The sequence below is a fragment of the Cupriavidus basilensis genome (assembly GCF_029335485.1).
Taxonomy (GTDB): domain Bacteria; phylum Pseudomonadota; class Gammaproteobacteria; order Burkholderiales; family Burkholderiaceae; genus Cupriavidus; species Cupriavidus basilensis_E.
The window spans coordinates 1-12,800 of record NZ_JARJLM010000428.1 but is presented as its reverse complement, the minus strand read 5'-3'; the positions used below and the strand labels follow the sequence as shown (position 1 = coordinate 12,800).

The following is a 12,800-nucleotide window of genomic DNA, read 5'->3' as shown; positions in this document are numbered from 1 at the left end:
GCGGTACAGCAGGTTGGCGGCGCCGCGGCTGCGGTAGGCTGCGGTGGCGCGCATATCGGTGAGTGGCGTGAAGTCCTGCGCCAGTTCGCCCATGGCGGCGCGGGCGGTGGCTTCGGTCCAGGGCTGGCCCACCAGCGCGGCTTCGGTGCGCGCGCCGCGCTTGGGTGTGGCGGCCATGCCGCCGAAGGCAACCCGTGCCTGCCGGATCACGCCATCTTCCACCGTCACGGCAAAAGCGGCGCACACCGCGGAGATGTCTTCGTCGAAACGTTTTGACAGCTTGTAGGTGCGGAAGTGTTGCGGTCCCGCCAGCGGCACGCGCAGCGCCGCGACGAACTCGCCCTCGGCCATCGCGGTCTTCTGGTAAGCCAGGTAAAGGTCTTCAAGCGGCAGGGTGCGGCGCGTGTCGCCGCGCTGCAGCACCACTTCGGTGCCAAGCGCGATCAGCGCGGGCATGGAATCGCCGATCGGCGAGCCGTTGGCGATATTGCCGCCGAGCGTGCCGGCGTTGCGGATCGGCAGCGAGGCAAAGCGTTTCCACAGTTCTTCCAGCGCGGGGTGCACGGCATTGAGCGCCGCGTAGGCGCGCTCAAGCGAGACTGCCGCACCGATTTCCATGGTGCCGTCGACCTGTCCGATGCTGTTCAGGCCGGCGACCTGGCCCACGTACAGCAGGTTGCCGAGTTCGCGGAACTGCTTGGTCACCCACAGGCCCACGTCGGTGCTGCCGGCCAGGATGCGCACGCCCGGCTCGGCTGCCTTGATGGCGGCAAAGGCAGACGCCGTGCGCGGCGCGTAGAAGTGCTGGCCGTCGAAACTGTAGTGGAAGGTAGCTTCGCGTTGCAGCGAGCGCAGCGTGTCGGCGATCCGGCGCGGCTCGAGCTTGCTGGCCTGCGGCGCCGGCAGCGCCATCATGCGCTGGCCGGCCTCGATGATGGGGCGGTAACCGGTGCAGCGGCACAGGTTGCCGGTGAGCGCATCGCAGATGGTAGCGCGGGCCGGCGCGCGGCCGGTGCCGGCGTCTTCGGCGTTCTGCTGGTAGAGCGCCCACAGCGACATCACGAAGCCGGGGGTGCAGAAGCCGCACTGGGAGCCATGGCATTCCACCATCGCCTGCTGGACCGGGTGCAGCGCGCCATCGGCCTGGCGCAGGTCTTCCACGGTGATCAGCGCGCGGCCGTCCAGCGTGGGCAGGAACTGGATGCAGGAATTGACCGCCTTGAACTCGACCTCGCCGTCCTCGCGCAGTTCGCCCAGCACCACGGTGCAGGCGCCGCAATCGCCTTCGGCACAGCCCTCCTTGGTGCCTGTGCAGCGCGCGTCCTCGCGCAGGTACTGCAGCACGGTACGGGTCACGGGGGCGTCGGCGATCTCCTGGACCTTGCCGCGGTGGTAAAAGCGGATGGTTTGCGTCTCCATGGCGTGTTCTCTCTTTATGATGGGGACTAACATAGCACTGGTGCCGGTGATGCAATATTCGGCCCAGGTGATATGCCCCATCAAGGGGGGGAGAGCGTCGCGCGGCCGGCAAGGAGAGTGACGGCCGGATTTGACCGATGACGGGGTGCCTGACATACACTATGCGCCGTTCCCATCCCCCACGCCACCGGTCGCCATGCGCGCCTGGCGCCCCCTCGCCATGCATGGACGCGACCATCTCGACACCTATTTGCTGCGGGTGCTGCACACGCTGCTGACCGAGCAGAGCGTGACCCGCACCGCGGTTCGGCTCGGCCAGTCGCAGCCGGCCATCAGCAATACGCTCAAGCGCCTGCGGGAGATCACCGGCGACGCCATCCTGGTGCGCGGCAAGAGCGGCATGGTGCCGACCGAGCGCGGGCGCGAACTGCTGCAACTGGCCGAGCAGAGCCTGGCGGCGATGGATCGCATTGCCCGTCCGCCCCAGCATTTCGACCCGGCCACCACCACCCGCACCTTCCACCTGGGCGCGCCCGACTACCTGGACGCCTTTTTCCTGCCCAATATCGTCGAGCGGGTGCGCAGGCTGGCGCCCGGCGCCAAGCTGTTCGTGCACCCGATGACCTCGTCCAGCGATTTCCTGGAGAGCCTGGAGCAGGGGCAACTGGACATCGTGGTCGGCAACTGGCTGTCGCCGCCCGAGCACCTGCATATCTCGCCGCTGTTCGACGACGAGGTGGTGTGCATGCTGGGCGCCCAGCACCCGCTGGCGCGCAAGGGGCTCACGCTCAAGCATTACCTGGAGATGCCGCACCTGGCGCCCGCGCCGTATGCCTCGATGCAGCGCAGCATGATCGACCAGGCGCTGGCCGAGCAGGGCTATAAGCGCAATATCCAGGTCACGCTGCCGTACTTCGGGCTGGTGCCCTACGTGCTGATGAAGACCGACATGGTGTTCACCACCGGACGGCAGTTCGCCGCGCATTACGCGCAATACCTGCCGCTGAAGATGGTGCCTTCGCCGGTGGCCTTTCCGCGCATGCGGTTCTACCAGCTCTGGCACGAGCGCTGCCACGCAGCGCCGGACGTGATGTGGCTGCGGCGCATGATCGCGGAAGTGGCGGGGGAGTTGCCGGTGTTGCCGCAGTTGCCGAGGGTGGGAGAGGCGCAACCCTGAGCGGGCTGAGCCTTACACTTCGCACCCCGCTTTTTCCCGGCCTGCTTGCCCTTATCGCCCGGGAAGAACAGCGCCGGCCTGCTTCGTTCCGTCTTTTTCCATCGCGCCGGCGCCGGCGTTGTCGTCGTGCGAGATGAATTTGACACCGGCCATGACGTCCTTGTCACCCTTGAGCCTGGCCGGCCCGACCCCACGAAGTCGTTGTACGTCACGTTATGTCGCGGCGGTTGACACCCATGGCCGGCGGCGACGAATTCGTCCCCCCATCTTTCCATCTTGCCCCGCAATAAGTCCACGCCGCTTAATTCGCCCATTATGCGATGAGCAGCGGTGATTATCCTTGTCTTATGCTTTTATAAACATAATTGCCATAAACTCATGGCATCGGTGAGAATGCGGCGGAGAACGAGAAAATCAAGGCTTTACCTTGTCGATGCCCCATATCTCCGAAGTAAATATGAAAAGCGTTGCATATGACATTCCGCTTTGACCTGTTCCCGGTGGTAGCCGCGGACGACAATCCGCGCTCCAACGGCAAGGTGTTCCAATTGCTCAAGGCCGTGCGCGAGACCGGCTCCCTGCATCGCGCGGCGCGCGAGATCGGGCTGTCCTACCGCCATGCCTGGGGCGTGATGCGCGCATGGGAGGAAATGCTCGGGCGCAATATGCTCGATATGGAGCGAGGCCGCGGCGCGTCGCTGACCTTGTTCGGCGAGCGCCTGCTGCGCGCGGAAGGGCGCCTGCGCGAGTCCATCGATCCGATCGTGCAAAAGGCCATGGTGGACTTTCTGGCCGATCTCGACGACGCGGCCCAGCCCCAGACCCGCATCCGCTTTTCCGGCAGCCACGATCCCGCCATGGAGGTGCTGGCAGGCGCGCTGCACGGCCAGCCGGCCGGGCTCCATCTCGATACGGTGTTCTGCGGCAGCGTGGAAGGCCTGATCTGCCTGCAGGAGCGGCAGTCCGAACTGGCTGGCTTCTACGTTTCGCCGATCCAGACCGCGGGCTCGGTGGCCCATGTGACCCTGCGCAAATGGCTGCGGCCCGTCGGCGTGCGGCTGATCCGGCTGGCCTGGCGCGAGCAGGGCCTGATCGTCACGCCTGGCCTGGCCCGCGAGATTCGCGACCTGCGCGATCTGGCGCGCACCCGGGCGCGCTTCGTCAACCGGCAGCGCAGTTCCGGCACGCGCATGCTGTTCGATCAGTTGCTGGCGACGAACGGTCTTTTTCCGGACCAGATCGTCGGCTATGAAACCCCCGAATTCAGCAACGAGAAAGTGGCGGAAGCGGTGCACGCCGGCCGCGCCGAGGCCGGCTTCGGCCTGCGCATGAACGCCGAAGCCCACGGCCTGGCTTTCGTGCCGCTCACGCGCGAGGCGTATTTCCTGGCGCTGCGCAAGAATGACCAGTTGGCGCCCTGGGCGCACGCGCTGCTGGCGTTGATTGCGGATCCCGCTTTCGCGCGCCGCATCGAGGCGCTGCCGGGGTACATCATGGCGCAGCCGGATGGGATACTCACGCCGCAGGAGGCCTTGCCCTGGTATGGCCCGGACGGCAAGGAAGGCAGCTAGGGACAGGGCGCCTGCAAGCGCCAGCGAAACGGTATTTGCGTCCGCCGCACGCCATGCCGCAATCCACGCCCGGCCTTCCGGGCGGCCCCGTATTACACTGCTTGCATCGGCAGGCCGCGTGCCCGCCAGCCTGACCTTGCAAGGAGCGCCATGCTAGAAACGGCCGCACTGGCCGCGGGCTTGTCCTGGACCAGCGGATTTCGCCTTTACCTGGCTGTATTCACCGCCGGCGCGCTGGGCCGCGCTGGCTGGCTGCACCTGCCGCCCGGCCTGCATGCGCTGGAGTCGTGGTGGGTGATCGCGCTGGCCGCGGTACTGGCGCTGGCCGAATTCGTGGCCGACAAGGTACCTGGCTTCGACTCCTTCTGGGACAGCATCCAGACCTTTATCCGCATTCCCGCCGGCGCGATCCTGGCGGCCGCGGCGTTCGGGCAGCTCGATCCGCAATGGGTGGTCGCCGCCGGACTGGTGGGCGGCACCCTCGCCGGCACCGCCCACGCCGCCAAGGCAGGCACCCGAGCACTGATCAATGTGTCTCCGGAGCCGTTTTCGAATTGGGTGGCCTCACTGAGCGAGGACGTGGCAGCCAGTAGCGGATTGCTGCTGGCATTCTTCCTGCCGGTAGTGTTCCTGGCGGTACTGCTCTTGCTGCTGCTGGTGGCGGCATGGCTGCTGCCGAAGTTGTGGCGCGGCGTGCGGCGCTTGCGGGATGCCCTGCGCAAGCGTTCGGAGGCCGCCTTGCCGCCAGCCCGCCAGCGCCAGCCCAGGCGCTAGCGCGCCCACGATCGCCGCTGCCCAGGCGATATCCGGCAATATGCCGGGGCCCTGCATGGATTCAGCAGGATTTACCGATTACCCGCACGCAGCCTGCCAGGCAGGCCGCAGCAACGCATGCACGGATAAGAAATCAATGCCTTCAGAACGCGCCTCGCAGTCCGCCTCCCAGTCCGCATCGGACAACGACGCCGCAGCACCGGCCGGCGCCGCCCGGCGCAGGGGGCCGGCACGCTTCTCGCCCTGGCGCCAGGCCCTGCGCATGGCGCGGCGCGACTGGCGTGCCGGTGAGCTGGGTCTGCTCCTGTTCGCACTGGTACTGGCCGTGGCGTCGCTCAGCAGCGTGGGCTTTCTCGCCGACCGTATGCGCCTGGGTCTGGAGCGAGACGCGCGCCAGATGATCGCCTCCGACGTGCTGCTGGTGTCCGACCAGCCGTTCGACGCGGTATTTGCCGGCCACGCCGCTCAGGCTGGGCTGGCCACGACGCAGACGGTTACCTTTCCCAGCATGGCGACCGTGCATGTGCCGGGCACGGCAGGACCGCAAGGCAAGTCCGACGCCGCCTCGCAACTGGCCGCGCTGAAGGCCGTCGCGCCCGGTTATCCCTTGCGCGGGCAGCTCAAGGTTACCGCCGCGCCCGGCGCGCCGGAAATCGCCGCCACCGGCATTCCGGCCGCGGGCACGGTGTGGGTGGACGCGGCCTTGCTGGACTCGCTCGGGGTATCCGTGGGGGACACCATCCAGCTGGGCAGCCGCGGCTTTCGCATCGCGCGCATCATCACCCAGGAAATGGACCGCGGCGCCGGCTTCATGAATTTCGCGCCGCGCGTGATGCTGCCCTTGTCGGACCTGGAATCCACCGGGCTGGTGGGCTGGGGCAGCCGTGTCACCTACCGCTTGCTGGTGGCCGGCCCCGACGCTGCCGCGCAGGTCTACCAGAAGTGGGCGGAGGCCGAAATCGACAAGCGGGCCCTGCGCAATACCCGCGTCGAGTCGCTGGAATCCGGCCAGCCGCAAATGCGCGCCACGCTGGATCGCGCCGAGCGCTTCCTGTCGCTGGTGGCGGTCCTGTCGTCGATGATCGCCGCGGTGGCCATCGCCATGTCGGCACGCCGCTATATGCAGCGCCATACCGATGCCTGCGCGGTCTACAAGTGCATGGGCCTGTCGCGCCGCGAGATCCTGCTCGCCTTTGGGCTGGAGTTCCTGTTGCTGGGCATCGGTGGTGCGGTGGCCGGCGTGGCGCTGGGCTATCTGGCGCACTATGGCCTGCTGCTATCGCTGGGCAGCCTGCTGACCGTGACGCTGCCGCAGCCGTCCGCCTTGCCTGCCCTGGTGGGCTTGCTGGCCGGCGTCGTGCTGCTGGCAGGCTTTGCCCTGCCGCCGCTGCTGGCGCTGACCCGGGTGCCGCCGCTGCGTGTGCTGCGACGCGATATCGGCGCGCCGCCGGTCTCCACCTGGGTCGCCTACGGGCTGGGCCTGGGCGCCTTCGTGGCGCTGCTGCTGGTGGCTGCGCGCGATCTCAAGCTGGGCTTGACCACCGCGGGTGGCTTTCTTGCCGCCGGGGCCCTGTTCGCGCTGCTGGCGCTGGGCTTGCTGAGCCTGCTGGCACGCCTGATGCGCGGCCGGCGCCTGGCGCGCGGCCGCGTGGGCTGGCGCTTTGCGCTGGCGGTGCTGGAGCGGCGCCGCGCCGTCACGGTGCTGCAGACGGTTGCGCTGGCGGTGGGTCTGATGGCGCTGCTGCTGCTCGGCATGACCCGCAACGACCTGATCGCCTCCTGGCGCAACGCCACGCCGGCGGATGCGCCCAACCGCTTCATCATCAATATCCAGCCGGACCAGCGCGCGCCGCTGGCCGGCATGCTCGCGCACGCCGGCATCAAAGACCTGCTGTACCCGATGGTGCGCGGCCGCCTGACGCATATCGACAACCAGCCGGTGCGGGCCGAGCGCTATCCCGATGGCCGCGCCCGCAACCTGGTCGAGCGCGAGTTCAACCTGTCCTACACCGATGCGCTGCCGGCCGGCAACCGCGTGGTCGCGGGCCACTGGCTTGGCGGGGGCAAGGCCGGGGCATCGGTGGAGGAGGGCATTGCCAAGACGCTGGGGATCCGGCTGGGGGATACGTTGCGCTTCGACGTGGCGGGCCAGTCGGTGGAGGCGCCGGTCACTTCACTGCGCAAGCTCGACTGGGGTTCGATGCGGGTGAACTTCTTCGTGATCCTGCCGCCAGCCGCCATGAAGGGCTTGCCGGAGACCTACATCACCGCCTTCCACCTGCCCGTCGCGCAGGCCGCGCTGGGCAACCGGCTGGTTTCGGCCTTCCCGAATATCACGGTGGTCAACACCGACCTGATCCTGCGGCAGATCCAGGACATCCTCGACCAGGTCATCGCCGCGGTCGAGTTCCTGTTCGTGTTCACGTTGGCGGCCGGCGTGACCGTGCTCTACGCGGCGCTCTCCGGCGCGCGCGACGAACGCAAGCGCGATGCCGGCCTGCTCAAGGCGCTGGGTGCCTCCGCCGCCGTGGTGCGGCAGACGCAATATGCCGAGTTCCTGGTGGTGGGCGGGCTGGCCGGCCTGCTGGCCAGCCTGGGGGCGAGCGCGGTGGGCTGGGGTTTGTCGCAGTTCGTGTTCGATTTCCCCTACCGCTTCAATGGCTGGATCGTGCCGGCGGGCGTGCTTTCTGGCATGCTGTGCGCTTTCGCGGGCGGCTGGCTGGGTTTGCGCGAGGTGCTGAGGCAGCCGGCGCTGGCTACCCTGCGCGAGACCTGAGCGTCTTGCCCGCTTGCCATGCAGCCCGCGCCCTGAGTATTTCCGAGTGTCTTATGCGTACCGAATCCAAGCCTGAAGACGTCACTTCCGCAACCGCCGAGAGCACCGCCTATGAACTGGTGGGTGGCGAGGCGCGCGTGCGCGAACTGGTGGACCGTTTCTACGACCTGATGGACCTCGAGGCCGAGTTCAAGGGCCTGCGCGCCCTGCATCCCGCCTCGCTGGATGGCTCGCGCGACAAGCTGTTCTGGTTCCTGTGCGGGTGGCTGGGCGGGCCCAATCATTTCATCGAGCGCTTTGGCCATCCGCGGCTGCGCGCGCGCCACCTGCCGTTCGAGATCGGCACCAGCGAGCGCGACCAGTGGATGCGCTGCATGGCGCTGGCGATGCAGGACGTGGGCTTGTCCGAAGACCTGCAGATGCGCCTGATGCAGGCCTTGTTCCAGACCGCGGACTGGATGCGCAACGTGCCGCGCTGATGACCCGGCGCACGGCTCCAGCCCCCTCCTATCGCCAATGACCAACACAACCCCCCAAGCTGCCGTGATTCCCACTGCCGACGCCAGGCGCGTGCTTGACTTCTGGTTCGGCGCGCCCGCATCGGCCGGATGGGACACCACGCGCGCGCAGTGGTTCACCAAGTCCGAAGCGTTCGATGCCAGCATGCGCGAGGCCTTCCTGCCGCTGTGGCGGGCCATGCACGCCGGCGCGCACGCCGGCTGGGCGCAAAGCCCGCTGGGCGCCTGCGCGCGCATCGTGGTGCTGGACCAGATGCCGCGCAATATTTTTCGTGGCGACGCGCGCAGTTTTGCTTCCGACGCGCAGGCGCTCGAGACGGCCCGGGAAACGGTGGCGAGCGGCGCCGATCGCCTGCTGCCCACGCCCTTCCACCGCATGTTCTGCTACATGCCCTTCGAGCATTCCGAATCGCTTGCCGACCAGAACGAGGCCGTGCGGCTGATGACGGCGCTGCGCGACGAAAGCGGGGGCCGCGTCGACGAGGTCGATTGGGCGCTCAAGCACCGGGCGGTGATCGCGCGTTTCGGGCGCTTTCCGCATCGCAATGCCCTGCTGGGACGGCAGGGCACGGAGGCAGAGACGGCTTTCCTGCGGGAGCCCGGATCGTCGTTCTGAACGGCAGCCGGCGTTACCGCGCCGGCATCAGGGCCAGCCGCACCAGTTCGATCCGGTACGCCGGGCCCGGCGGCAGGCAGTTGCCATCAGGTCTGCCCGCGCTTCTCCTGCCATTTGTCCACCAGCACGCGAGGCGCGTTGCCGAGCTTGTCGAGGATGCCCTCGGGCGTGGGGGCCACATGCAGCAGGTCGTTGTGGACCTGCTTCAGGAAGCCCTCGTCGACCGCATGCTGCAGGAAGCCGAGCATGCCATCATAGAAGCCAGCCACATTGAGCAGACCGACCGGCTTGGCGTGGTAGCCCAGTTGCAGCCAGGTGAAGGTCTCGAACAGTTCCTCGAAGGTGCCGACGCCGCCGGGCATGGCGATAAAGGCATCGGCGCGGTCGGCCATCATCTGCTTGCGTTCGTGCATATTGCGCACCACGTGCAGCTCGGTCAGGCCGCGGTGGCCGACCTCTTTCTGCATCAGCGCCTCGGGAATGATGCCGATGGCGGTGCCGCCGTGCGCCAGCACGGCGTCGGCCACGGTGCCCATCAGCCCGACCTTGCCCCCGCCGTACACCAGCGCGAGGCCACGTTCGGCCAGGGTCTTGCCCATGGCGCGCGCCGCGTCGGCGTACTCGGGACGGTTGCCCGGGCTGGAGCCGCAATAAATACAAAGCGATTTCACTTTTTGTCCTTTGCCGTCTGCGCCGCCCTGGCGGCGGCGTATTCCTGGGCCTGCTTGTCGAATGCCTGGCGGGCCTTGCCGCGCAGGTAAGGGGCCAGGATCGAGAAGATATGGTAGCTGGCGCCGTGCAGGTAGCCACGGATCTGCTCGGGGTCGTTGTACTGGCGCGGATGCTGGACGAACTGGAACGACAGCCAGTAGGTGGCGATCACCACGATGTTGGTGCAGATGGCCTCGACCTGCTCGGGCGTGGCCTCCATCTCACCGTCTTCCTGGAACTGCCGGCAGATTTCCATCGCAAAGCGCTTCTTCTGCTCGACGATGCGCTTGAAATTGGTCTCAAGCATGCGGTTGCGCGCCAGCAGGTCGTTGATGTCGCGATACAGGAAACGGTAGTTCCACAGGAATTCCGCCATGTACTGCAGGTAGCCCCAGCTTTCGTCCAGCGTGGCCTTGTGGTCCGCCGGCATCTTGAGGCGGCGCTCCATCTCCTGCTCGAACAGCACGAAGATGGAGTTGATGATGTCGTCCTTGTTGCGGAAGTGATAGTAGAGATTGCCGGGGCTGATCTCCATCGCTTCCGCGATGGTGGTGGTGGTGACGTTGGGTTCGCCGACTTCGTTGAACAGGCGTAGCGAGACGTCCAGGATGCGGTCCCGGGTGCGGCGGGGACCGGCTTGCTGTTTGGGTTCCATAGGCGACCGGGCGAGCGGCAATTCGGTGAGTTGAAGGCGATTATAAGCAATCGCCGCATGCCATCGCCGTTTGCCGCGTTGCCGCAGGTGCCTTCTTGGGGCGTGCCGGGGCGCTTGCGCCATGCCCGCCGCCAGCCGCGGCGCCTGCCGGCGCCGCCGCATCCCGCCCGGCGGGGGTGGCCTCAGGCTGCCAGCCCGCGCAGCCAGTCCAGCACGATCGGTCCGGCGATCGCCACCCAAGTGCCGCCGCATAGCACCAGCGCCAGCATCACGGCGGCGCTGCCGAAATCCTTGGCGCGCTTGGACAGGCTGTGGCGCTCCAGCGAGATGCGATCGACCGCGGCCTCCACGCTGGAATTGAGCAGTTCGACGATCAGTACCAGCAGCAGGGTGCCCAGCAGCAGGATGCGCTCTACGATGCCGACCGGCAGCAGCAGTGCGCAGGGCGTCAGGATCGCCACCAGCGTCAGTTCCTGGCGGAACGCGCTTTCCTCCAGTACCGCGTAGCGCAGGCCGGACAGGGAATTGATGGCCGCGTGCCAGGCCCGCGCCAGGCCGCGGTTGCCCTTGTGGGGGTTCTGCTCAATCGTGTAGTCGCTGTTCGGCGAGTCCGGCGCCATGGTCTGCGGCGCTGGCGGGTGGTGAGGGTCGGACGGCGGGCGATGCGGAGTCGGCATGTTCGGGGGAAGGACGGGCAGCATTGCCATTCAGGGCCGCGCGGACCGTCGGCAGCGGTTGCAGGTGTGTCAGGAATTGCTCGGAGGCGGCGCGCCACGAGAACCGCTCGGCATGGGCGCGAGCGGTGGCGCGGTCGATGCGCAGCGCCTCCAGGCAAGCTTCACGCAAGTCTTCGTGCATCACACCGGCGGTACTGTCGCCAAGCACGTCGATCGGCCCGGTCACCGGATAGGCCGCTACCGGCAGGCCACTGGCCAGTGCTTCCAGCAAGACCAGCCCGAAGGTATCGGTGCGGCTGGGAAATACGAAGACGTCGGCTGAAGCATACACCTTGGCCAGCTCCGGCTGGCTCAGCACGCCAAGGTAGCTGGCGGCGGGATAGCGGGCGCGCAGCGATGCCAGCGCCGGTCCGTCCCCAACGACCCACTTGGAGCCCGGCAGGTCCAGCGCGAGGAAGGCTTCGACGTTCTTCTCCACGGCAACGCGGCCGACGTAGAGAAAGATCGGATGGGCCGTGTTGAGCACGTTCACCTGCTGGGTGGTGAACACGTCCAGGTCGACGCCGCGGGTCCACAGTACGCCATGCGCGATGCCGAAGTGCCGGAGGTCCTGCAGCACCACCGGGGTCGGCGCCATCACGGCACGCGCGGGGCCATGGAACCAGCGCAGGAAGCGGTAGGTCCAGGCCAGCGGGATGCCGAAGCGGGCCTGCACGTATTCCGGAAAGCGCGTGTGGTAGGCCGTGGTGAACGGGATTTGCTCGCCGATCGCATAGCGCCGTGCGGCCAGCCCGAGCGGCCCTTCGGTGGCGATGTGCAGGGCGTCCGGCGCGAAGGCGCGGATGCGCTCCCGGACTTTGGCGCCGGCGAACAGCGATAGCGCGATCTCGGGATAGGTCGGGCAGGGAATGGTGCGGAATTCCTGCGGTGTGATCAGCTCCACCGTGTGCCCCATCGCAAGCAGTTCGCGGCGGGTGGATTTGAGCGTGCGCACCACGCCATTGACTTGCGGCTCCCAGGCATCGGTGACGATCAGGATCTTCATGCGTGCTCCTTGCGGCGGGGCCGCGTGGACGACTGGCCTCGGCGAAGCCAGGGGATTGCGTTGGCGGGGGCGTCAGGCCTTGTCACGCCGGGGCGGTGGCGCGCCGGCGCGTGGCCGTGGCGGGGGCGTCGAGCAGGGTGGTCCAGTAGACGATCTGCAATTCGCCCTCCTGCGTTTCCACGAGGGCGGATAGGCTTTCCACCCAGTCGCCGTCGTTGCAGTAGAGTTGTCCGTCCACCTCGCGGATCTCGGCCTTGTGGATATGGCCGCAGACCACGCCGTCGCAGCCGCGCCGGCGCGCCTCGTCCACCATGGCGTGCTCGAACGAGTTGATGTAGTTGACGGCGTTCTTGACCTGGTGCTTCAGGTATTGCGACAGCGACCAGTAGGGGAAGCCGAGGCGGGCCCGGATGCTGTTGAAGTGGCGGTTGATGGCCAGGATCACGGTATAGAGCGAGTCGCCCAGGTAGGCGAGCCAGCGCGCGTGCTGCACCACGCCGTCGAACAGGTCGCCATGCACCACCCACAGGCGCCGGCCGGCTGCAGTGACGTGGACGGTATCTTCGCGCACCGTGATGTCGCCGAAGGCGAGGCCATCGAACTGGCGTGCCGCTTCGTCATGGTTGCCCGGCACGTAGATTACCTCGGTGCCCTTGCGCGCCTTGCGCAGCAGCTTCTGCACCACATCGTTGTGGCTTTGCGGCCAGTACCAGCCGCGGCGCAGTTGCCAGCCGTCGATGATGTCACCGACCAGGTAGAGCTGGTCCGATTCGTTGTGCTTGAGGAAGTCGAGCAGGTAATCGGCCTGGCAACCCGGCGTGCCGAGGTGGATGTCGGACAGCCAGATGGCGCGGTAGTGGC

Annotated in this window: 12 protein-coding genes; 6 read left to right on the top strand and 6 right to left on the bottom strand. The window is 67.4% G+C overall.

Features of this window, described 5'->3' with window-relative positions; genetic code table 11:
- On the bottom strand, positions 1-1,419 hold a 1,419-nt coding region (gene xdhA, locus P3W85_RS25430), incomplete at its 3' end, for a xanthine dehydrogenase small subunit (protein WP_276266787.1).
- 220 nt (positions 1,420-1,639) lie between these two features.
- Here xdhA and P3W85_RS25425 point away from each other — a divergent pair.
- The 6 genes from P3W85_RS25425 (at position 1,640) to P3W85_RS25400 (ending at position 8,851) form a co-directional block, all read left to right on the top strand.
- Positions 1,640-2,596 carry a LysR substrate-binding domain-containing protein gene (locus P3W85_RS25425; RefSeq protein WP_035810312.1) on the top strand — a complete coding sequence of 319 codons (957 nt, stop codon included), beginning with the start codon at positions 1,640-1,642 and terminating at the stop codon, positions 2,594-2,596.
- A gap of 473 nt (positions 2,597-3,069) precedes the next feature.
- Entirely contained in the window at positions 3,070-4,167 is a 1,098-nt protein-coding gene (locus P3W85_RS25420) for a substrate-binding domain-containing protein (RefSeq protein WP_017226172.1), read from the top strand.
- Between the two features lie 150 nt (positions 4,168-4,317).
- Positions 4,318-4,941: a DUF4126 domain-containing protein gene (locus P3W85_RS25415; protein ID WP_276266786.1), complete on the top strand. Its 624-nt coding sequence runs from the start codon at positions 4,318-4,320 to the stop codon at positions 4,939-4,941.
- Positions 4,942-5,077: 136 nt separating this feature from the next.
- Positions 5,078-7,717, top strand: a complete 2,640-nt coding sequence (locus tag P3W85_RS25410; RefSeq protein ID WP_430869616.1) for an ABC transporter permease — start codon at positions 5,078-5,080, stop codon at positions 7,715-7,717.
- Between the two features lie 53 nt (positions 7,718-7,770).
- Positions 7,771-8,196 (top strand): group II truncated hemoglobin, encoded by a 426-nt coding sequence (locus P3W85_RS25405; RefSeq protein WP_017225767.1) that lies wholly within the window; start codon positions 7,771-7,773, stop codon positions 8,194-8,196.
- 37 nt (positions 8,197-8,233) lie between these two features.
- Positions 8,234-8,851: a DUF924 family protein gene (locus P3W85_RS25400; RefSeq protein WP_276266785.1), complete on the top strand. Its 618-nt coding sequence runs from the start codon at positions 8,234-8,236 to the stop codon at positions 8,849-8,851.
- A gap of 86 nt (positions 8,852-8,937) precedes the next feature.
- On the opposite strand, the gene P3W85_RS25395 is transcribed toward P3W85_RS25400, so the two are convergent.
- From P3W85_RS25395 to P3W85_RS25375, 5 genes are all read right to left on the bottom strand, one after another.
- A complete protein-coding gene (locus P3W85_RS25395) occupies positions 8,938-9,522 on the bottom strand; it encodes a TIGR00730 family Rossman fold protein (RefSeq protein WP_017225769.1) in 585 nt (194 codons plus the stop codon).
- Entirely contained in the window at positions 9,519-10,217 is a 699-nt protein-coding gene (locus P3W85_RS25390) for a TetR/AcrR family transcriptional regulator (protein ID WP_017225770.1), read from the bottom strand. The genes P3W85_RS25395 and P3W85_RS25390 overlap by 4 nt, the downstream gene beginning before the upstream one ends.
- Positions 10,218-10,399: 182 nt before the next feature.
- Positions 10,400-10,894, bottom strand: a complete 495-nt coding sequence (locus tag P3W85_RS25385) for a diacylglycerol kinase (protein WP_035807411.1) — start codon at positions 10,892-10,894, stop codon at positions 10,400-10,402.
- Entirely contained in the window at positions 10,800-11,939 is a 1,140-nt protein-coding gene (locus tag P3W85_RS25380; protein WP_276266784.1) for a glycosyltransferase family 4 protein, read from the bottom strand. Before P3W85_RS25380 ends, P3W85_RS25385 begins: the two co-directional genes overlap by 95 nt.
- An 82-nt stretch (positions 11,940-12,021) precedes the next feature.
- Positions 12,022-12,800 (bottom strand): UDP-2,3-diacylglucosamine diphosphatase (locus P3W85_RS25375; RefSeq protein WP_276266783.1); only part of this gene is annotated, 779 nt, incomplete at its 5' end.